General features: G+C 71.6%; 18 protein-coding genes and 1 tRNA gene. 6 read left to right on the plus strand and 13 right to left on the minus strand.

Going from position 1 to position 20,230, the window contains the following annotated elements; translation table 11 throughout:
* The first annotated feature begins 49 nt into the window (after positions 1-49).
* The 3 genes from ABZV42_RS09285 to ABZV42_RS09295 all read left to right on the plus strand — a co-directional run bounded on the left by ABZV42_RS09285 (position 50) and on the right by ABZV42_RS09295 (position 3,846).
* On the plus strand, positions 50-574 hold the full coding sequence (locus ABZV42_RS09285) for a DUF309 domain-containing protein (RefSeq protein WP_356051401.1): 525 nt from the start codon (positions 50-52) through the stop codon (positions 572-574).
* A 340-nt stretch (positions 575-914) separates the two neighbouring features.
* Positions 915-1,685, plus strand: a complete 771-nt coding sequence (gene cobF / locus ABZV42_RS09290; RefSeq protein ID WP_355984418.1) for a precorrin-6A synthase (deacetylating) — start codon at positions 915-917, stop codon at positions 1,683-1,685.
* A gap of 76 nt (positions 1,686-1,761) precedes the next feature.
* On the plus strand, positions 1,762-3,846 hold the full coding sequence (locus ABZV42_RS09295; protein WP_355984419.1) for an MDR family MFS transporter: 2,085 nt from the start codon (positions 1,762-1,764) through the stop codon (positions 3,844-3,846).
* A gap of 31 nt (positions 3,847-3,877) precedes the next feature.
* Here ABZV42_RS09295 and ABZV42_RS09300 read toward each other — a convergent pair whose 3' ends face one another.
* Complete coding sequence (locus tag ABZV42_RS09300; RefSeq protein WP_355984420.1) at positions 3,878-4,651, minus strand: sulfite exporter TauE/SafE family protein; 774 nt, start codon at positions 4,649-4,651, stop codon at positions 3,878-3,880.
* Between the two features lie 156 nt (positions 4,652-4,807).
* Positions 4,808-5,995, minus strand: coding sequence for a thiolase family protein (locus ABZV42_RS09305; protein WP_356051403.1), 1,188 nt, complete (start codon positions 5,993-5,995; stop codon positions 4,808-4,810).
* A 219-nt stretch (positions 5,996-6,214) separates the two neighbouring features.
* Between ABZV42_RS09305 and ABZV42_RS09310 the strand changes: the two genes are divergently transcribed.
* The 3 genes from ABZV42_RS09310 (at position 6,215) to ABZV42_RS09320 (ending at position 10,024) form a co-directional block, all read left to right on the plus strand.
* Positions 6,215-7,030, plus strand: coding sequence for an SAM-dependent methyltransferase (locus tag ABZV42_RS09310; protein WP_356051405.1), 816 nt, complete (start codon positions 6,215-6,217; stop codon positions 7,028-7,030).
* A gap of 153 nt (positions 7,031-7,183) precedes the next feature.
* A complete protein-coding gene (locus ABZV42_RS09315) occupies positions 7,184-7,948 on the plus strand; it encodes a CBS domain-containing protein (RefSeq protein ID WP_356051407.1) in 765 nt (254 codons plus the stop codon).
* 339 nt (positions 7,949-8,287) lie between these two features.
* Positions 8,288-10,024, plus strand: a complete 1,737-nt coding sequence (locus ABZV42_RS09320) for a GAF domain-containing protein (protein WP_355984424.1) — start codon at positions 8,288-8,290, stop codon at positions 10,022-10,024.
* An 82-nt stretch (positions 10,025-10,106) separates the two neighbouring features.
* On the opposite strand, the gene ABZV42_RS09325 is transcribed toward ABZV42_RS09320, so the two are convergent.
* The 11 genes from ABZV42_RS09325 to ABZV42_RS09375 form a co-directional block, all read right to left on the minus strand.
* On the minus strand, positions 10,107-11,921 hold the full coding sequence (locus ABZV42_RS09325; RefSeq protein ID WP_356051409.1) for an ABC transporter ATP-binding protein: 1,815 nt from the start codon (positions 11,919-11,921) through the stop codon (positions 10,107-10,109).
* A 255-nt stretch (positions 11,922-12,176) separates the two neighbouring features.
* Positions 12,177-12,250, minus strand: a tRNA-Pro gene (locus ABZV42_RS09330).
* Positions 12,251-12,307: 57 nt separating this feature from the next.
* Positions 12,308-13,894 (minus strand): MFS transporter, encoded by a 1,587-nt coding sequence (locus ABZV42_RS09335; RefSeq protein WP_355984426.1) that lies wholly within the window; start codon positions 13,892-13,894, stop codon positions 12,308-12,310.
* Positions 13,895-14,002: 108 nt separating this feature from the next.
* Complete coding sequence (locus tag ABZV42_RS09340; protein ID WP_355984427.1) at positions 14,003-14,362, minus strand: MmcQ/YjbR family DNA-binding protein; 360 nt, start codon at positions 14,360-14,362, stop codon at positions 14,003-14,005.
* A 260-nt stretch (positions 14,363-14,622) separates the two neighbouring features.
* Entirely contained in the window at positions 14,623-15,528 is a 906-nt protein-coding gene (locus tag ABZV42_RS09345) for a LysR family transcriptional regulator (protein WP_355984428.1), read from the minus strand.
* A gap of 79 nt (positions 15,529-15,607) precedes the next feature.
* The gene (locus ABZV42_RS09350; protein WP_356051615.1) at positions 15,608-16,801 is read right to left on the minus strand and encodes a glycine C-acetyltransferase; all 1,194 of its coding nucleotides are present in this window, start codon (positions 16,799-16,801) and stop codon (positions 15,608-15,610) included.
* A gap of 19 nt (positions 16,802-16,820) precedes the next feature.
* Positions 16,821-17,849, minus strand: a complete 1,029-nt coding sequence (gene tdh, locus ABZV42_RS09355; RefSeq protein WP_355984430.1) for an L-threonine 3-dehydrogenase — start codon at positions 17,847-17,849, stop codon at positions 16,821-16,823.
* A gap of 396 nt (positions 17,850-18,245) precedes the next feature.
* A complete protein-coding gene (locus tag ABZV42_RS09360) occupies positions 18,246-18,830 on the minus strand; it encodes a GAF domain-containing protein (RefSeq protein WP_355984431.1) in 585 nt (194 codons plus the stop codon).
* Positions 18,827-19,426, minus strand: a complete 600-nt coding sequence (locus ABZV42_RS09365; RefSeq protein ID WP_355984432.1) for an ATP/GTP-binding protein — start codon at positions 19,424-19,426, stop codon at positions 18,827-18,829. The genes ABZV42_RS09360 and ABZV42_RS09365 overlap by 4 nt, the downstream gene beginning before the upstream one ends.
* On the minus strand, positions 19,404-19,775 hold the full coding sequence (locus tag ABZV42_RS09370; protein ID WP_355984433.1) for a DUF742 domain-containing protein: 372 nt from the start codon (positions 19,773-19,775) through the stop codon (positions 19,404-19,406). The genes ABZV42_RS09365 and ABZV42_RS09370 overlap by 23 nt, the downstream gene beginning before the upstream one ends.
* A gap of 2 nt (positions 19,776-19,777) precedes the next feature.
* Positions 19,778-20,212 (minus strand): roadblock/LC7 domain-containing protein, encoded by a 435-nt coding sequence (locus tag ABZV42_RS09375; RefSeq protein WP_355984434.1) that lies wholly within the window; start codon positions 20,210-20,212, stop codon positions 19,778-19,780.
* Positions 20,213-20,230: the final 18 nt, after the last annotated feature.

Consider the following 20,230-nt stretch of genomic DNA (forward strand, 5'->3'; position numbering starts at 1 on the left):
ACGCCGGGGTGCCGCTCCGCAGGGGGACGGGGCGCGCGACAATCGGCGTATGACCGGGACATCTGAGACGCGGCGGGCCGGCGGACGCGACCGGGACGCCGAGGGACGGGCACGGAACGCCCGGCCCCGCGACGGACTGGGGCGCCCGCTGCCGTACGGCGCGGACGGGGTGGAGCGAGCGCCCGAGGGCGTCGTACGCCGTCCCGAGGCGACCGTCGCGGAGGCGCAGGCGCTGCTGGACGCGGGGAGGCCGTTCCACGCGCACGAGGTCTTCGAGGACGCCTGGAAGGCCGGTCCCGCGGAGGAGCGGGGGCTCTGGCGCGGGCTGGCCCAGCTCGCCGTGGGGCTCACCCATGCGGCGCGGGGGAACGTGACGGGCGGCGCCCGGCTGCTGCGGCGCGGCGCCGGGGAGGTCGAGGAGTGGACGTCGGCGACCGGACGGCCGCGCCCGTACGACCTGGACCTCGCGGACATCACCGGCTGGGCACGGGAGTTGGCGGCCGTCGTCGAGCGCGACGCCGAGCCCTTGGACGCGGCCCGGGAATCGCCCCGGCTGCGCGGCCGGCCCACCTGACGGGGGCGCGCCTTCGGCACCCGGGGCGGGCTGCGCGGGCCCGGGGGACCTGCGGGTGGGTCCACTGTCGGTGGGCGGGGGCCCAGGAGCTGGGTCGGTGCGTCAGCGGTCACTGGACGGAGGCCCGGGGCCCGGCCGGTGGGTCCCCTGTCGGTGGACGAAGGGCCAGGGAGCCCGGCCCGTGCCGTCCGCCGTCACCGGACGGAGGCCCGCGAGTCCGGCCCGTGCCGTCCGCAGTCTGTGGACGGAGACCCGACAGCCCGGCCCGTGCCGTTCGCTGCCTGTGGACGGAGACCCGGCCGGTGCGTCCACTGTCAGTGGCGTGGGGCAGACTCTCGGTGTGCGAAAGATTCATGTCATCGGCATCGGAGCGGGCGACCCCGATCAGCTCACGCTTCAGGCGGTCAAGGCGCTGAGGGGCACGGACGTGTTCTTCATCCTGGACAAGGGCGAGGTGAAGTCGGACCTCGTCCGGCTGCGCCGCGACATCCTCGACGCGCACATACCCGAGGGGTCGTACCGCCTGGTCGAGGCGCGCGACCCGGACCGGGACCGGACCGCGGGCGGCTCGGCGTACTCGCCGGCCGTCGGGGACTGGCGCAGCGCCCGCGCGGCCATCTACGAGCGGCTGATCACCGAGGACCTGGGCGAGGACGAGAGCGGCGCGTTCCTGGTGTGGGGCGATCCCGCTCTGTACGACAGCACGCTCGGCATCCTGGAGGAGATCCTGGACCGGGGCGCGGTGGCGTTCTCGTACGACGTGGTGCCCGGCATCAGCAGCGTGTCGGCGCTGGTCGCCCGGCACCGTACGGGACTGAACCGGGTCGCCCGGCCCGTCCAGATCACCACCGGACGGCGTCTCGCGGAGGGCTTCCCGGACGGGGTGGACGACGTGGTCGTGATGCTCGACGCCCACCAGACGTTCCGTCAGTACGCGGACGAGGACATCGACATCTACTGGGGCGCCTACATCGGCACCCCCGACGAGATCCTCGCCTCCGGTCCGCTGGCCGAGACCGCCCCCCGGATCGAGCGGCTGCGCGCCGAGGCCAGGGAGCGCAAGGGATGGATCATGGACACCTATCTGCTGCGCAGGAATCCGGGGACGTAGGGCGCCCCGGCCGTCCTGTACACCGGGCGGGTCGCCCCGCATGCACGGGGAGCCCACCGGTGTGAGGGTGGCAAATGTGACGATCACGGAGGACACCGCGCCGGCCCCGGCGGCGGCGCCCGGACCGCCGGTGCTGGACAGGCGCCGCCGCAACATCGTCTTCGTGACGATCGCGCTCGGCCTGCTGCTCGCCGCCCTGGACCAGACGATCGTGGGCACCGCGCTGCCGACGATCGTGTCGGATCTGGGCGGCGCCGAGCACATGTCGTGGGTGGTGACCGCGTATCTGCTGGCGGAGACCGTGGCGACCGTACTGGTCGGCAAGTTCGGCGATCTGTTCGGCCGCAAGGTGGTCTTCCAGGCGTCGGCGATCATCTTCATCACGGGGTCGTTCCTGTGCGGGCTCGCCACGAACATGTCGCTGCTGATCGCCTGGCGCGGATTGCAGGGCGTCGGCGCCGGGGGTCTGATGGTGACCTCCATGGCGCTGATCGCGGATGTCATCCCGCTGCGCGAACGAGGCAAGTACCAGGGCGCGATCGGTGCCGTGTTCGGTGTGGCCACCGTCATCGGACCGCTGCTCGGCGGCCTGTTCACGGACCATCTGTCGTGGCGCTGGGCGTTCTACATCAATGTGCCCCTCGCGATCCTCGTGGTGATCGCGGCGGCGCGCACCATCCCCGTGGTGAAGTCGGTGACCCGGCCGGTCATCGACTATCTGGGCATCGCCCTGGTCGCGGTGGGGGCCAGCTCCCTGATCCTGGCGACGAGTTGGGGCGGCAACGAGTACGCCTGGGGATCTCCGGTCATCATCGGCCTCTTCGTGGGCGGTCTGATCGCGCTCGGCCTGTTCTGCCTCGTGGAGAACCGCGCGGCGGAACCGATGCTGCCGATGCGGCTGTTCTCCAACCCGGTCTTCACGGTCTGCTCGGTCCTCAGCTTCATCGTGGGCTTCGCGATGCTCGGCGCGATGACCTATCTGCCCACCTACCTCCAGTACGTCGACGGGGACTCGGCCACCGTCTCCGGAGTGCGCACGCTGCCCTTGGTCATCGGGCTGCTCATCGCGTCGGTCTTCAGCGGCAACGTGGTGAGCAAGACCGGGCAGTACCGGATCTTCCCCATCGTCGGCTCCCTCGTGATGGCGGTCGGGCTCTATCTGATGTCGCGTATGGGGCCGGGGACCGGGGCCTGGCTCGAGTCGCTGTACATGTTCGTGCTCGGCACCGGGATCGGGCTGTGCATGCAGGTGCTGACGATCGCCGTGCAGAACACCGTCGAGTACACCGACCTCGGCACCGCGACGTCCGGGGTCACCTTCTTCCGCACACTGGGCAGTTCGTTCGGCACGGCCGTCTTCGGCACGATCTACACCAACGCGCTGAAGCCCAACCTGGCCGAAGGGGTCAGGACGGCCGCCGGTACGGGTGCGGCCCCACCCGCCGTCATCGCCAAGGCCGCGCAGAGCCCGGAGGGACTGCACCGACTGCCGCCGAGGGCGGCCGCGCCCATCATCGACGCGTACGCCGACACCCTTCACACGGTGTTCCTGTGGACCGTTCCGGTCGCGGTCCTCGGCTTCGTCGTGGCGCTCTTCCTCAAGCAGGTCGAGCTGCGCGACAGCGCGCGCATGGGCTCGACGGACATGGGCGAGGGTTTCGCGTCGCCGTCCACCGCGGACTCCCGAAGGCTGCTGGAGGCGGCGGTCGGGAAGATCATCGGCACCACGGAGATCAGCACCGCGCGCCGGATCGTGTCCGGGTCCGACACCCGGCTGGACGTGGCGGGCGCCTGGGCCGTGATGCAGGTGGAACTCTTCACCCGCATGGTCGGCCACGCCGGTCTCGCGCTGATCGCCGCCCGGCGCCGGCTGCCTCCCGAGGTTCTGGTCCCGGTCTTCGACCGCATGGTCGAGGAGGGATATCTGACCCGGCACGGATCGCTGTTCTCGCACACGGCTGCGGGCGAGCGTGAGGCGCGGTTGATCAGTGAGGCCTGGGGCCGATGGCTCGCCGGACGGGTGGAGCAGGATCTCGGCCGTCCTTCCGGCGCGGAACTGCACGCCGCGGTCGACTCGATCGCCAAGCGGCTGCTGGTCGAGGACCTCACCCAGGGGCTGCCCGAACAGCCACCGGAACTGACGTCGGCCTCGAGGAGCTGACCGGGCCACCGAGGCGGGCGCAAGGGTGGTGTCAGCGGAGCAGCAGCTGCACTCCGCCGGCCACCGTCGCCGCGATCACCAGGCGTTCGAAGAGCAGCTGGTTGATGCGCTTGACTGCCCACTTCCCGAGGAACGCTCCGGGCACGACGAAGACGGCCAGGGCCGCGTCCAGCAGCAGCGAACGGCCGTTGATCAGGCCGAGACCCGCGCTGAACGGCAGCTTGGAGACGTTGACGATCAGGAAGAAGAAGGCCGAGGTGCCGAGGAAGCCGAGCTTGCGGAAGCCCGCCGAGAGGAGATACATCGACATGACGGGGCCGCCCGCGTTGGCGACCATCGTGGTGAAGCCGCCGAGGACGCCGTAGGAACGTGCCTTGACGCGGCCCGCGGGGGTCACGACGGCGTCGGGTTCCTCGTCCTGCACGGCGGCCCGGCGGCGCCACAGCGTGATCCCGGTCATCAGCAGCAGGGTCGCGCCGATCGAGACCCGTACGACGTCGTCGTCGGCCCACACCAGGAACAGGGTGCCGAGGACGACACCGGCGGCGACCGCCGGGAACAGACGCCACAGCGTGGGCCAGTGGGCGTGGCGCCGGTAGGTGACGACGGCCAGCACATCGCCGACGATCAGGAGGGGCAGCAGGACGCCCGTCGAGGCGCGGGCGGGCAGTACGGCGGCGAAGACCGCCAGACTGACCGTGTTGGCGCCGCTGACGGCGGTCTTGGAGAAGCCGACGAGCAGAGCCGCGACGGCGAGAGCGGCGAACTCCCCCATGGATATGTGCCAGAGCGTCATCGTGTTCATGCGGGGGCCGATGCTATGCCCACGCTTCCCGCCCGGGGGACGTGGGTGCCGCCCAGTGGACGTGGGTCCTGCCCGGGGGACGTGGGTGCCGCCGGGGGGACGAGGGTCCCGCCCGGGGGACGTGGGTCCCGGGCGGGTGTCAGTGGCGATCCACTGTCAGTGGCGTTCCACCAGGACCGCGCTGCCCTGCCCCACGCCGACACACATCGTGGCCAGGCCGCGCTCGGCGCCCGTGCGGCGCATGCGGTGCAGCAGAGTGGTGAGGATACGGGCGCCCGACGCGCCGAGCGGATGGCCGAGGGCGATGGCGCCGCCGGTCGGGTTGACGAGGTCGGGGTCGATGCCGAGGCGGTCGACGCAGGCGAGGGCCTGGGCGGCGAACGCCTCGTTGAACTCGGCCTCCTGGATGTCGGCGACGGCCCAGCCGGCGCGTCCGAGGGCCTTGCGGGTCGCGGGCACCGGGCCGATGCCCATGACGTCGGGTTCGACGCCGGCCGAGGCGCCGGCGACATACCGGCCCAGCGATTCCAGGCCGAGCTCGTTCAGTGCCTCCTCGCTGACGAGGAGCACACCGGCGGCGCCGTCGTTCATCGGCGAGGCGTTGCCCGCGGTGACCGTGCCACCGGCGCGGAACACCGGCTTGAGGCGAGCCAGTTTGTCGAGAGACGTGTCCTCCCGTACGCATTCGTCGCTGTCGACGATCACTCCGTCGGGGCGTTCGACGGGAAGCAGCTCGGTGTCGAAGTACCCGTTCTTGCGGGCGTCCGCCGCGCGCTGGTGGCTGCGGAGCGCGAACGCGTCCTGCCGCTCGCGCGAGACGCCGTACCGCTCGGCGACCTCCTCCGCGGTCTCCCCCATGGACAGGACGCCGTGCAGGTCCTTCATCGCCGGGTTGACCAGCCGCCAGCCGAGCCTGGTGTCGACGGTCTCGATGCGGTGCGGCAGCGCCTGTTCCGGGCGGGGCAGTACGAAGGGGGCCCGGCTCATCGACTCGGAGCCGCCGGCGAGCACGATGTCGGCCTCGCCCGAGGCGATGGCACGGGCCGCCGTGGTGATGGCTTCGAGGCCGGAGGCGCAGAGCCGGTTGACGGTGGCCCCGGGCACGCTGTCGGGCAGTCCGGCGAGCAGGGCGGCCATCCGGGCGACATTGCGGTTGTCCTCGCCGGCCTGGTTGGCGGCGCCCCAGTAGACGTCGTCGACGCGGGCCGGGTCCAGCGTCGGCACCTCGGCGACCAGCGCGCGGATGACGCCCGCGGCGAGGTCGTCGGGCCGCACGGAGGAGAGGGCACCGCGCAGCTTGCCGATGGGCGTGCGGCGAGCGGCCGCGAAATGGACGGGACGCACGACAGGACTCCTGACGGACACCGGCGGACAGACACCGGATGTTGATGAGCACAGGGTTAATTAGCACTGCTAGTTTTGGACTATAGCCCCGCGCCGGCCCCTTGGGAAGATCCCCCGACCGCCCGCCTCCGTCACCGAGCCGCATGGCAGACTGCTCGCGCATCCCGCCGAACCCAGGCCGACGGGGTGAACAGGCCCAGCGGAGCGGGGAGTTGTCGTATGACGGGGACGGAGTCCACCGCGGACGGGATCGACACCACCCGGCCCCATCCGGCACGGGTGTACGACTGGTATCTGGGCGGCAAGGACAACTACCCGGTCGACGAGCGGCTCGGGCAGCAGATCACGGCCCGCGATCCCGGAGCCAGACGGGCCGCGCGCAGCAACCGCTGGTTCATGCAGCGGGCCACCCGCCATCTGGTCCGCACGGCGGGCATCCGCCAGTTCCTGGACATCGGCACCGGCATTCCCACCGAGCCCAACCTTCACCAGATCGCGCAGCGCACCGCTCCGGACGCCCGGGTCGTGTACGTCGACAACGACCCGATCGTCCTCGCCCACGCCGAGGCCCTGCTGCGCGGCACCCCGGAAGGCATGACGGACTACGTGCAGGCGGACGTGCGCGAGCCTGGGAAGATCCTCGACGAGGCCGCGCGCGTGCTCGACCTCGACCGTCCCGTGGCCCTGTCGCTGATCGCGCTGATGCATTTCATCGCCGACGACAGCGGCGCGTACGAGCTGGTCGGGACCCTGGTCGACGCGCTGGCGCCGGGCAGCTTCCTGTCGCTGTCGGCGATGACCGCCGACTACGAGCCGGAGGAGGTCCGGCGGGGCATCGAGGCGTACGCGCGCGGCGGCGTCACCCTGGTGGGCCGCTCCCACTCCGAGGTGAGCCGCTTCTTCGAGGGCCTCGACCTGGTGGAGCCGGGCGTCGTCTCGGTGAAGGACTGGCGTCCCGGGCTCGCGGAGGGCGAGACCCCGATCGGCGACGAGCCGGTGTCCCTGTACGGCGGGGTCGGCCTGAAGAGCCGGTGAGCCGGTGAGTACGGGGCCGGGGTGTCCGGCGTGGGTCCTTGGGCCCGCGGGCGGGGGCGGTCCGGCCCCCGGCCCGGGACGGTCGGCCCCTGCCCCCGCGGGCCCCGGCGGAGCAGGCTGGGAAGCCGTCCGAGCAGGAAGCGAGGTGGCGAGATGACCCTCATCGTCGGGCAGGTGATGACCAGCGAGGTCGTCGGGGCGTGCCGGGAGATGTCCTTCAAGGACGTGGCGCGGCTGCTGGACCGGTACCGGATCAGCGGGCTGCCGGTCGTGGACGACGACGACAAGGTCGTGGGCGTGATCTCGGAGACCGATCTGCTGCGGGTCCAGGCGGCCGGGTCCGGCCGTGGAGGGGAAGCGCGCCGACGGCTGCCGTCGCTGCGCCGGGCGCTGCCGTGGCCGCCCCGTCCGGAGCGGGCGGTGCGACGCGCGACGACCGCCGGGGCAGGGCCCGTCCACCCCACGACCGCGGAACAGCTGATGTCGACGCCCGCGATCACGGTGCATCCCGAGCAGCGCGTGGCCGATGCCGCCCGGGTCATGGAGCGCCATAGCGTCGAACGGCTTCCGGTGGTGGACGAGGAGGACCGGCTCATCGGGATCGCCACCCGCCGCGACCTGCTGCGGGTCTTCCTGCGGACGGACGAGGAGATCCGCCGCGAGGTCGCCGACGACGTCCTGGGGCGCGCGCTGTCGCTGCCGCCGCACTCCGTGATCGTCTCGGTCGGCGACGGCGTGGTGACGCTGGAGGGCCGGCTGGAGCACCGCAGCGAGATCCCGGAGGCCATCAGGCTGACGTGGCGGATCGACGGGGTCGTCGGGGTCATGAACAGCCTGACCTTCCGCGTCGACGACACCCGCCCGGCCGAGAGGCACCCCTCGCACCGGATCGAGCATCACTGGCTCCCCGAACGCTGAGCCGCGCCCGAGGGCTGGGCAGCGGCGCGAACACTCCGGAAGCCGGCCGACGCCGGGTCACGCCCGCCCGGGGTCTTTTCAGGCAACCTGCCCTGAAACAAGCAGTGTTGATACATCGACGGAGCGCCCGGGAACTACGCGGTCCGTGGGCGTCCGGATCCGGCGCCGCGGCCCGCTCCACAGCGCGGCGGCCCGTTCCGCATCCCTCTCCTGAACCATTCGCACATGTTCCTCCCTTCCGCCCCCGAAGCCTTCGCCACGTTCCGCCCAGGTGCCCGACCGCGGGCGCGGGCGGTCGGGCATCATGGCTTCGACGGGCGGTAAGTGAGGGGATCTCGAATGGACCGGAGCGCACACCTTCCGGAGGAGCCGTCGGCTCCGCGGTTCCGGCTGGACGCCCTGCTCGAGGACCTCCAGGAGCAGGTGCAGCGTGTGCGGGGCACCCAGAACCGGGTGCACACCCTCCTCGAGGCCGTTCTCGCGATAGGCAGCGACCTGGACCTCGACGTCGTCCTGCGGCAGATCGTGGAGTCCGCGGTGCAACTCGTCGACTGCCGCTACGGCGCGCTCGGCGTCCTCGGTGACGAGGGCGGCATCAAGCAGTTCATCACGGTGGGCATCGACGAGGAGACCATCGCCCGCATCGGCCACTATCCCCGGGGAGAGGGCATCCTCGGCCTGCTCATCCGCGAGCCCCACGCTCTGCGCCTCCCCGTCCTGAGCGCTCACCCGGACTCCGTCGGCTTCCCGCCCGGTCACCCGCCGATGACCACGTTCCTCGGCACCCCTGTACAGGTCCGGGACAAGATCTTCGGCAACCTGTATCTCACGGAGAAGCACGGCGGCGCCGAGTTCGACGCCGAGGACGAGGCCGTGCTGCGCACGCTCGGCGCGGCGGCCGGTGTGGCCATCGACAACGCCCGGCTGTACGACGACGCCCGGCGCCGCGAGCGCCGGCTCGCCGCGAGCAGTGACCTGACCCGCACCCTGCTGTCGGGCGCCGACCCGGTCGACGTGCTGCACGCGTTCACGGCGACGGTCCGGGAGCTGTCCGACGCGGATCTCGTCACTCTGGCGCTGCCGTTGTCCGGGACCACGGATCTGGTCATCGAGTGGGCCGAAGGACGCGACGCCGACCGGGTACGGGGGCTGACCCTGCCCGACGGGACGAGTCTTGCGGCCAAGGTGTACGCCTCCGGCGAGAGGATCGTCAGTCCATCGCTCAGCCAGGACCCGCGCACCGGGACGGGCAGCGCGTCGGTGATCGACCTCGGCCCGGCGTTCGTCATCCCGCTCGGCACCCACGAGCGGGTGCGGGGCGTTCTCCAGGTCGCGAACCGGCAGGGCGGCCCCGCGTTCCCCGACGCCACCGTCGACATGATCGCCGGGTTCGCCGGCCACGCCGCGCTGGCCCTGGAGATCGCCGAACACCGCCGCGACGCGGAACAGCTCCTGATCCTCAACGACCGCGACCGGATCGCGCGTGATCTGCACGATTTGGCCATCCAGCGGCTCTTCGCGAGCGGACTCAGCCTCCAGTCGGTCCTCAACCGCCTCGCCGACCGGCCCGATGTGGCCGAACGCGTCCAGCGGGTGGTGGACGACCTCGACGACACGATCAAGGTCGTACGCTCCACGATCTACGCCCTGCGGGAGAGCGACCGGTCCGACGCCGTCGCCGGTCTGCGCACCCGGCTCGTGACCGAGGTGGGCCGCGCGGCCGAGACACTCGGCTTCACCCCCGCGCTGCGCATGAGCGGCCTGCTGGACACCGACGTGTCCGACGAGCAGCGGGAACACGTGGTCGCGGTCCTGCGCGAGGCCCTGTCCAACACGGCCAGGCACGCCCACGCCACCGCCGTGGAGATCACCGCCGAGGCCACCGCCACGACGCTGCGGCTGCGCGTGGCGGACAACGGGCGCGGGATCGGCCCCGACGTCACCCGCCGCAGCGGGCTCGGCAACATCGGCACCCGCGCCGAGAACCTGGGCGGCAGCTGCGCCCTGACGTCCAACGAGCCGAGCGGCACCGTCCTGGAGTGGACGGTACCGCTGCACCACGACAACCCGGCCTGAGCCCCGTCGCCCCCGCCCCCGCCCTCCCTCGGCGCCGTCGCCCTGTTCCCGCGCCCGGCGCGGGCCGCCCGAGGGCACGGGTTCAGGGCCGGGCGGCCGAGGCCGGGCTGTCGTCGATGAAGCCGCCGGACTGGTGGCGCCACAGCTTCGCGTACGCGCCCTCCGACGCGAGCAGTTCCTGGTGCGTGCCCTGCTCGACGATCTTTCCTCGGTCGAGGACGACGAGCCGGTCCATGGTGGCGACCGTGCTCAGCCGGTGCGCCACCACGAGCGCCGTACGCTTCTCCATGAGCCGCCACAGGGCCGACTGGACCAGGATCTCGCTCTCGGAGTCGAGGGCGCTCGTGGCCTCGTCGAGCAACAGGATCGGCGCGTCGCGCAGGATCGCGCGGGCGAGGGCGACCCGCTGGCGCTGGCCGCCGGACAGCTTGATGCCACGCTCTCCGACCATCGTCGCGAAACCGTCCGGCAGCGCGTCGGCGAACTCCGTGACGTGCGCCGCCTCTGCCGCGCGGCGGATCTCAGCGTCGGTGGCGTCCGGACGGGCGAAGGCGATGTTGTCCCGGAGCGTGCGGTGGAACATCGCCGGGTCCTGCGGCACGTACGCGATCAGACCGCGCAGGTCGGTCTGGCGCAGCTTGCTGATGTCCTGTCCTCCGATCAGGATGCGGCCGCCGTCGATGTCCGTCATCCGCAGCAGCAGCCGGGTGAGCGTGGTCTTGCCGCCGCCCGACCGGCCGACCAGACCGACCTTCGCCCCGCTGGGCACAGCCAGTTCGAGCCCGGTGAAGAGCGGCTCGGCACCGCCGTGGGTGAAGGTCACCCGCTCGAAGCGGACGTCGGCGTCACCGGACCGCAGCGGCTCGGGGGCGACCGGGTCGAGCACGCTCGGCGGCGTCAGCAGCAGCTCGGTGAACTGGGCGGCCTCCGTCATCGAGCTCTCCAGACGCCTGTAGATCTGATTGAACTCGAACATGATCCGGGTCGCGTTGGCGTAGTACGTGAAGGCCACCACGACCGCCTCCACGCCGTGCGCGCCCCCGCCGAGCGTGATCGCGAGCAGCAGGCCGAGCGCGTTGGTCAGGACGGACATCGGCGCGACGAACGTGTCGATGCGCAGATTGCCGTAGTCCCACGAGCGCAGGGTGAGCCGACGCGACGCCGCGACCCGGGAGCGGTGCTCCGCCGCCTCGCGCTCCTCGGCCGCGAAGGCCCGGACGGTGTCCATGTTCATGAGGCTGTCGGCGACATGGCCCGAGACCCGGGCGATCGCCTCCTCGCGCTCGTCGACGATCGCCTGACGGCGACGGATGAGGGGCACCACGCACACCGCCGTCACGGCGATCATCACCAGGAGCCCGACGACGAGCAGCGGTTCGTAGCGCCACAGGACCACCGACCCGAAGAGGAGCGGTACGAGGCTGCCCACGACCTGGAAGGTCATCGTGTCGACGAACTCCTCGTAGCGGGAGGCGAAACTCAGCACCCGCTTGGTCAGCGAGCCGGCGAAGTTGTCGTGGAAGAACGAGGCGTCCTTGGCGAAGAGTTCGTCCATGCCGATCACGTACAGCCGCTCGATGCCGAGGGCGTCCAGACGGTTCAGGCAGTGCAGACCGAGGCGCCAGAACGCCTCCGCGAGGAGCAGGACACCGCCGAAGGCCAGAACGTAGGGCAGCGCGGCACCGACGGAGACACCGCCGCTGCCCGCGATACGGCCGATGAGCTTCGCGACGACGAGCGGCGCGACATAGCTGATGCCGATATTGCCCAGCGCCGGCAGCAGCATTCCGGGCACGGTCAGCCGTCGGAGCCTGCGCAGTTCTCTTCCGTAGTAGCGAAGTGCGAGGAGGACCGGGCCCTTGCCCGGTAAGGCCTTGCGCGATTCAGGAGATGTCATCACAACCCTGTGTCGTCGTACGGCTGCCCGCCGCGCCGTCGGCGGTTCACGGCGTCCGCGGTTCTCCGGGACGCCGATGTCCGGACATGGGCAGGCAAGAAGTTAGATGGTCCCGTGACGGTGGCCACGCGGTCCAAGCGTTTTTCTCGGCCATCGGCCCGTACCGGTCAGCCACCTGGCGCTCCGGTACCCGGGTACGACAAAGGCCGCTTTCCCGGTGATGAGAAAACGGCCTCTGAACCACGACTCAAAAAGTCGGGACGACAGGATTTGAACCTGCGACCCCTTGACCCCCAGTCAAGTGCGCTACCAAGCTGCGCCACGTCCCGATGCCCGTCTGACCTGGGGTTTCCCCTGGCTGGACGCGCACGGAAACAATACCGCACTCACGCCGGTGGTCGCGCACCCGTTTTGCGCGGGCCGCGTGGACGGCGGACCTGTCCGAGCGGTACGGAGCCGGTGCCGGCCGGCCTGGGCGCGGGGCCTTCGACCCGTACCAGGTCGCGTATCGCGGGCACCGAGAGCAGCGCCACGGCGACGACGAGGGACATGACGCCGGCCACGAGCAGGACGTTGTCCGCGCCGAGGGCCGAGGCGGCGGGCCCCGCGAGTGCCTGGCCGACGGGCATCATCGCCAGGGATCCCGCGACGTCGTAGGCGTGGATGCGGTTCAGGACGTCGGGGGCGACCTGCGTCTGCACACTGGTCGCCCACATCACGCCCCAGAACGAGATGCCCGCTCCCGCGATCACCGCACCCGCCGAGATGGCCGCGACGCCGAACCCCGCCCCCACGGCGGCGGGGAAGCAGGCGAAGGCCAGGAGGGCGAGGGAACCGGCGCGCAGCATGCGGCGCGGCCGCAGCCGCAGCGCGACGAGTCCGCCGATGACGGTGCCGGCGCCGAGGGCGGAGTTGATCAGCCCGTAGGCGCGCGGGCCGTGCCGCTGCACCACCTCGGTCGCCACGAGGGGGACGGTCGGGCCCCAGACGGAGATCATGTAGACGCACCAGATCGCGATGACGGCCCACAGCCACGTCCGGGATCTGAACTCCCGCCATCCTTCGGCGAGATCGGCCTTGAAGCCGGCGGTGTGGGCGCGGCTTCCGGGCGCGGCCGGGGGCAGGCGGAGCAGCAGCAGGCACAGGGCGCTGAGCGCGTAGGTACCGGCGTGGGCGACGAAGACTCCTCCGGCGGAGGAGAACGCGACCAGCAGGCCCGCCAGGGCGGGGCCGGCGAGCTGGGCGGCGGACTCGGCGATCCGGATGGCGCCGTTGGCTCCCTGTATGTCGGCGGCCAGGCGCGGCACGGTGCTGGCGACGCCGGGCTGGAAGACGGCGGCGGCGGCGCCGTTGACCGCGCCGATCACACAGATCTGCCAGAGGACCACGTGGCCGGCGAAGAAGAGGGCGGCGGTGATCGACTGGGCGACGAGCCGCACCAGGTCGGCGCCGATCATCAGTCTGCGGGTGCTGAAGCGGTCGGCGATCACCCCGCCGAAGATCACCAGTCCGGCGAAGGGGGCGGCCGACGCGGCCATGGCGAGTCCGACGGCGCCGACTCCGTACCCGTACCGCAGGAGTCCCGCGGCGAGGGCCACCGGCAGCATGGTCTCGCCGAGCCGGGCCACGGCTCGCGCGACGAAGAAGAGGGCGAAGTCCCGCGACCAGACCGGCCGCGGCGACCGGTCGTCGAGCAGTTCGGACCGGGTCCGGCCGAAGCCCGGCACCCCGGACGTGTCGCGCCGCCGCCCGCCCGACGCGCCTCTGGCGGAGCCGTCCGCCGTGGCCGGGCCCCCGCCGTGACCACCGTGACCGCCGTCGGCGGCGGAGCCCTCGCTCGCGGAAGGGTCCCGTGCGTGGCCGCCGTCTCCCGGGCCGTCCTTCGCGGAGCCCGCGTCCGCCGTGCGGCGCCCAGCCGTCCGGTCCGACGGCTCTCCGGCCCCCGGCTCCTCGCCCGATGACGTCATGGTCATCCCGCTCGCGCCCCTCCCCCTGTCCCTGCCCCGACGGCTCCCCCACGAAGCCGCCCGTCCCCCGCGTTTCGGATCATGCCATGGGGCACCGACGGCGCAGAGGCCGTTTCAGCCGTCGGACGGGAGACCCAACTCGGGGTGGGAGTCGATGAGTCGGGGCGGGGCCGCCTGGCGCCAGGAGTCGGCGAGGATGGCACGGAGTTCATCCTCGTCCTCCACCGCGGCGAGCCGGGCCCGGACCCAGGCGAAACCGGCCTCGTGGCCGGCGATCCAGAACTTCCCCGGCTCGGCCAGGACCAGTTCGTCGCGCTCTTCTTTCGGACACCGCACGGCGATGGAGGTCTCCGCCTCGGGCAGCGTGGCGAACATCTTTCCCGCGACCCGGAAGGTGGGCATGCTCCAGGCGATCTTCTCCGTCGTGTCCGGCAGGGAAAGGGCGATACGGCGTACGTCTTCGGCATCCGGCATGAGACGCACGCTAGCCAATCCCTCTGACATCGACGCGGCGAAGCAGGACGTCAGGGGTGGACCGGTCGGCGCTGCCCGGGGATCCGGCGGTACCGCTGCGCGACCTCGCGGGGTCCGCGCCCCGGACCCGTCACGCGCCGTCGGCGAACGCGCCCGGCCGCCGGACGAATCCGAAGGCCTCGTCCGTCTTGTCCGTCCAGTCCGTCCGGTCGCACGCGCGGACCAGGAGAGCCGAATCCCGCTCGACCTCGCCGAGCGGCTCAGTCGACCGCGGCCGCCCGGGTCAGCGCGTCCAGGACGGGCCGGATCAGGGGGTGGTCCTCCGCGCCGCGGCGTACCGCGGCGAAGACGCGGCGGGTGGGGGCGACGCCGTCCACGGGGCGCACGACCACGCCCGTGAGCTCCATCCCCCGCAGTGCCGAGCGCGGGACGAGGGCCACGCCCGCGTCCGCGGAGGCGAGGGCGACGACGGCGCGGAAGTCGTCCGAGGAGTGTTCGAGGCGCGGCTGGAATCCGGCGTTCTCGCAGGCCAGGACGACCACGTCGTGGCAGGGGTTGCCCGGGTAGGGGCCGATCCACGGGTCCTTGGCCAGCTCGGCGAGGGGCACTTCCTCGGCGTCGGCCAGGCGGTGGGTGACGGGGACGACCGCGTCGAAGGGCTCGGCGTAGAGCGGGACATGTGTCAGACGCGGGTCGTCCGCGTCCGGGGCTCCCCGGTACTCGACGGCCACCGCGATGTCGACCTGCCGGTCCAGCACCATCGGCAGGCTGGCGTCACCCTCCGCGTCCTGGACCCGGACGAGGATGCCGGGCGACGTGACGGCGAGGCGGGCCAGGGCCGGGGCCACCACCAGGCCGATGCCGGTCGCGAAGGAGGCCACCGTGACCGTACCGGCGGAGCCCGCGCTGTATGCGGCCAACTCGGCCTCGGCGCGCTCCAGTTGAGCCAGTACCGCGTTGGTGTGGCCGAGCAGGATCTCACCGGCGGGTGTCAGCCGTACGCCCTTGGCGCCGCGCTCGACGAGCCGGTGGCCAGTCTCCTGCTCCAGGGCGGTCAGCTGCTGCGAGACCGCCGAGGGCGTGAGATAGAGCGCGGCGGCCGCCGCCGTCACCGTGCGGTGGTCGGCCACCGCACGGAGGATATGGAGCCGCCGCGCTTCGATCATGCGACCGATTCTCTCAGGTCACACACGCTTTCCGGCCATCGGACCGGTGTGCGCCCCCGGCGTGGGGGGCGCGCCGCCGTCAGGCGTCGAGTTCCGCCCGCGCCGCCACGAAGGCGTCCACGGCACGGTTCACGTCCTCGGTGGAGTGTCCCGCGGAGAGCTGGACACGGATGCGTGCCTTGCCCTGCGGCACGACCGGGTAGGAGAAGCCGATCACGTACACGCCACGCTCCAGGAGGAGCTCCGCCAGACGGCCGGCGACGGACGCGTCGCCGATCATGACGGGGGCGATCGCGTGGTCGCCGGGGAGGATGTCGAAGCCCTCCTCGGCCATCCGGGAACGGAACAGCGCGGTGTTCTCCCGGAGCCGCACGCGCAGGTCGTCGGCGGACTCCAGCAGGTCGATGACCTTCAGGGAGGCCGCGGCGATCACCGGGGCGAGCGTGTTCGAGAAGAGGTACGGGCGGGAGCGCTGGCGCAGCAGGGCGACGATCTCGGCGCGGGCGGCGACATAACCGCCGGAGGCGCCGCCGAGGGCCTTGCCGAGGGTGCCGGTGATGATGTCGACGCGGTCCATGACCCCGTGCAGCTCCGGGGTGCCCCGGCCGCCGGGGCCGACGAAGCCCACGGCGTGCGAGTCGTCGACCATGACCATCGCGTCGTAGCGGTCGGCGAGGTCGCAGATCTCCTGGAGCGGAGCGACATAGCCGTCCATGGAGAAGACGCCGTCGGTGACGATCAGCCGGCGGCGCGCGCCGGAGGCCTCCTTGAGCTGTGTCTCCAGGTCGGCCATGTCGCGGTTGGCGTACCGGAAGCGGCGTGCCTTGGACAGCCGGATGCCGTCGATGATCGAGGCGTGGTTGAGGGCGTCGGAGATGACCGCGTCCTCGGCCCCGAGGAGGGTCTCGAAGACGCCGCCGTTGGCGTCGAAGCAGGAGGAGTAGAGGATCGTGTCCTCCTGGCCGAGGAACGCGGACAGCCGCGCCTCCAACTCCTTGTGCACCTCCTGCGTACCGCAGATGAAGCGCACGGAGGCCATGCCGTAGCCCCAGCGGTCGAGCGCCGCGTGGGCGGCGGCGACGACCTCGGGGTGGTCGGCGAGACCGAGGTAGTTGTTCGCGCAGAAGTTGAGGACCTCACCGGGGCGGCCGCCCGAGGTGACGCTCACGGTCGCGGACTGCGGGGTGCCGATGACCCGCTCGGGCTTGTGCAGCCCGGCGGCGCGGATCTCGTCGAGGGTGGTGCGAAGGTCGTCGCGGACGGAGTCGAACATCATCAGTTCCTTAGAGTCCTCAGAGGGTCCAGTCGAGAATGACCTTGCCGCCACGGCCGCCGGCCGCGTCGTCGAACGCCGCCTCGTAGTCCCGGAATCCGTAACGGCCGGTGATCACGGGCATGAGGTCGAGGCCGCTCTCCAGGAGGACCGACATCGCATACCAGGTCTCGAACATCTCGCGGCCGTAGATGCCCTTGATCGTGATCATCGAGGTGACGATCCGGACCCAGTCGACCGGGAACTCCTGGGACGGCAGACCCAGCATCGCGATCCGCCCGCCGTGGGTCATGTTGGCGATCATGTCGCGCATCGCCTCGGGGCGGCCGGACATCTCCAGGCCGATGTCGAAGCCCTCGCGCAGGCCGAGTGTCCGCTGCCCGTCGGCGATGGTCGAGCCCGAGACGTTCAGGGCGAGGCTGACACCGATCTTGCGGGCCAGCTCCAGGCGCTCCTCGCTCACGTCGGTGACGACGACGTTGCGGGCGCCCGCGTGGCGGGCCACGGCGGCGGCCATCAGACCGATCGGGCCGGCGCCGGTGATCAGGACGTCCTCGCCGACCAGCGGGAAGGAGAGCGCGGTGTGCACGGCGTTGCCGAACGGGTCGAAGATCGCGGCGACATCGAGGTCGACCGGGACGCGGTGCACCCACACGTTGGTGGCGGGCAGCACGACGTACTCGGCGAACGCGCCGTCGCGGCCGACGCCGAGGCCGACGGTGGCACGGCAGAGGTGACGCCGTCCGGCGAGACAGTTGCGGCACTTGCCGCAGACCAGATGGCCCTCGCCGCTGACCCGGTCGCCGATGTTGATGTCGGTGACGTCGCGGCCGGTCTCGACGACCTCGCCGACGAACTCGTGGCCGAGCACGAGGGGCGTGGTGATGGTCTGCTGCGCCCAGCCGTCCCAGTTGCGGATGTGCAGGTCGGTGCCGCAGATCCCGGTCCTGAGAACCTTGATCAGTACGTCTCCGGGGCCGGCCTCGGGCTCCGGGACGTCCTTGAGCCAGAGTCCGGGCTCCGCCTTCTCCTTGACCAGCGCCTTCACTCGTACGGCTCCTGTGCGTGAGGTCCCGGGAAAGGGCACGCCGAAGCGGGCCCGCACCGGGGAGAGGGGTGAGTTCACCCAGGAATCTGCCGTACTACGGCGTCCTGGGTCCATCGAGGATTTCTTAAGCGCAGCCCCAGCTTTCCTTCACGCCCCCCTCCTCCCGGCCTTTCCCGGGGGTCGCTCGCCGTCCGCCGGGACTGCCGAGACGGCGAGGAATGAGGAGGCGAGGAGGCAAGAGATGAATTGGGGCGGTGGCGTCAGGCATGACTACGTGGACATGCGTCTCCCCCGTTCCATGGGGGCTCATCACATGCATCAGGGAGGGGACCCGGCATAAGTCACAGGATGGGTCCCTGACGGCCGACAAGGCCGGACCCGCGCCCCGGCGCGTCGTCAGATCCCGTGAAACTCTTCCCGCCGTTCGAGCCGCCCGGTCAGCTCGGCCGCCATCGCCTTGATCGTCTCCAGACCCGCCCTTCCCCAGGGACGCGGCTCGATGTCCACGACACAGATCGTGCCGAGGGCGATGCCGCTGCGGTCGAGCAGCGGGGCACCGAGGTAGGAGCGGACGCCGAACTCGTCGACGACCGGATTCCCGGCGAAGCGCGGGTAGTCGCAGACGTCCTCCAGGACGAGCGCCTTGCGGCGCACCACCACATGCGGGCAGAAGCCGTGGTCGCGGGCCATGTAGCGGCCCAGTTCGAGCTCGCTGCCGTCCGCGGCGGCCACGAGGCGGCCGCCTCCGCCGCCGTCCGGGGTGTGCAGACCCGCGAAGAACTGCTGTTGCTCGTCGATGAAGTTGACCATCGAGTACGGCGCCGCGGCGATCTGCGCGAGGCGGTCCGCGAAGGCGTCGAAGGCGGGCTCGGAGCGCTCCCCGAGGCCGAGCCGGCGCAGCCGTCGCACCCGGGCCGGAGCGTCCTTGTCCTGCGGTGTCAGCAGCAGACGACCGGCCGGCCGGGGCGGGTCGTGACTCATGTACGGGCTCCGTGGCTCGGGGAGTGTGCGGGCGCGTGGGCGAGGAGGTGACGGACCAGGGTGAGCAGGGTCTGCACGCCCGAGCTGGAGATCCGGGCGTCGCAGCACACGACGGGGATCGCGGGGTCGAGGTCGATGGCCGCGCGCACCTCGGCCGGGTCGTAGCGGTACGAACCGTCGAACTCGTTGACCGCGACGATGAACGCGAGACCGCGCTGTTCGAAGAAGTCGACGGCCGCGAAACAGTCCTCCAGGCGCCGGGTGTCGGCCAGGATCACCGCGCCGAGCGCGCCGTCCGAGAGCTCGTCCCACATGAACCAGAACCGCTCCTGCCCGGGTGTGCCGAACAGATACAGCACGTGTTCCGGGTCCAGGGTTATGCGGCCGAAGTCCATGGCGACGGTCGTCTCGACCTTGTTCTCGATCCCGTCGAGCCTGTCGGTCGAGGCGCTGACCGTGGTCAGCAGTTCCTCCGTACTGAGCGGCGCGATCTCGCTCACCGCGCCGACGAACGTCGTCTTGCCGACCCCGAACCCTCCCGCGACCAGGATCTTCAGCGCGGTGGGGAAGGGGTCAGAGCTGTCGTCGTAGTCCATCGAGCACTGCCTCCAGAAGGGATCGGTCAGTGGGGTTGTGGTGGAACCGCGGGGGCTTCGTGGTCAGCGCCCCGCAGTCGACGAGGTCCGACAGCAGCACCTTGGTGACCGCCGCCGGCAGCTTCAGATGGGCGGCGACCTCGGCGACCGAGACGGGTGCCCGGCAGCGTTCGAGCGCCTGGCAGTGCTCGGGGCCGAGGTAGCCGAGGGGGGTGGCTCCCGTGGCCATGACCTGGGAGAGGAGGTCGAGCGCGGTACTCGGCCTGGTCCGGCCGTCGCTGACGGTGTAGGGGCGCACCAGGCGTCCTGCCGCTTCGTCGAGCCAGGGCCCGTCACCGGCCGCGGCCACCCTCAAGACCTCATCGCCGAGGGTTCGACGGCGTGCTGCCGGGGCGCGGTGACCAGATAGGGCCGGACGCTCTTGACCAGCATCGCCATCTCGTAACCGAGGACGGCCGCGTCGGCCTCGCGGCCCGCGAGCACGGCGAGACAGGTGCCGGAGCCGGCCGTGGAGACGAACAGCAGGGTCGAGTCGAGTTCGACCACGACCTGGCGCACCTCGCCGCCGTCCCCGAAGCGCACGCCGGCGCTGCGCCCGAGGGCGTAGAGGCCGCAGGCGAGTGCCGCCATGTGGTCGGCGCTGTCCGGGTCGAGGCCGTGGACGGACTTCACGAGCCCGTCGCTGGAGAGAAGTACGGCGCTCGTGGTGTGGGGTACGCGCTGGACGAGGCCGCTCATCAGCCAGTCGAGGTCGGACGCGTGGCCGGTCGGCGCATCGCTCGCCATGGGGGATCGACTCCTTGG

The sequence above is a fragment of the Streptomyces sp. NPDC005281 genome, assembly GCF_040607495.1.
Classification (GTDB): Bacteria; Actinomycetota; Actinomycetes; order Streptomycetales; family Streptomycetaceae; genus Streptomyces.

Coding starts and splice junctions, on each gene's coding strand:
- ABZV42_RS09285 (WP_356051401.1), top strand. CDS start 50: ATGACCGGGACATCTGAGACGCGGCGGGCCGGCGGACGCGACCGGGAC.
- ABZV42_RS09300 (WP_355984420.1), bottom strand. CDS start 4,651: ATGAACACGATGACGCTCTGGCACATATCCATGGGGGAGTTCGCCGCT.
- ABZV42_RS09310 (WP_356051405.1), top strand. CDS start 6,215: ATGACGGGGACGGAGTCCACCGCGGACGGGATCGACACCACCCGGCCC.
- ABZV42_RS09315 (WP_356051407.1), top strand. CDS start 7,184: ATGACCCTCATCGTCGGGCAGGTGATGACCAGCGAGGTCGTCGGGGCG.
- ABZV42_RS09320 (WP_355984424.1), top strand. CDS start 8,288: ATGGACCGGAGCGCACACCTTCCGGAGGAGCCGTCGGCTCCGCGGTTC.
- ABZV42_RS09325 (WP_356051409.1), bottom strand. CDS start 11,921: ATGACATCTCCTGAATCGCGCAAGGCCTTACCGGGCAAGGGCCCGGTC.
- ABZV42_RS09335 (WP_355984426.1), bottom strand. CDS start 13,894: ATGACCATGACGTCATCGGGCGAGGAGCCGGGGGCCGGAGAGCCGTCG.
- ABZV42_RS09340 (WP_355984427.1), bottom strand. CDS start 14,362: ATGCCGGATGCCGAAGACGTACGCCGTATCGCCCTTTCCCTGCCGGAC.
- ABZV42_RS09345 (WP_355984428.1), bottom strand. CDS start 15,528: ATGATCGAAGCGCGGCGGCTCCATATCCTCCGTGCGGTGGCCGACCAC.
- ABZV42_RS09350 (WP_356051615.1), bottom strand. CDS start 16,801: ATGTTCGACTCCGTCCGCGACGACCTTCGCACCACCCTCGACGAGATC.
- ABZV42_RS09360 (WP_355984431.1), bottom strand. CDS start 18,830: ATGAGTCACGACCCGCCCCGGCCGGCCGGTCGTCTGCTGCTGACACCG.
- ABZV42_RS09365 (WP_355984432.1), bottom strand. CDS start 19,426: ATGGACTACGACGACAGCTCTGACCCCTTCCCCACCGCGCTGAAGATC.
- ABZV42_RS09375 (WP_355984434.1), bottom strand. CDS start 20,212: ATGGCGAGCGATGCGCCGACCGGCCACGCGTCCGACCTCGACTGGCTG.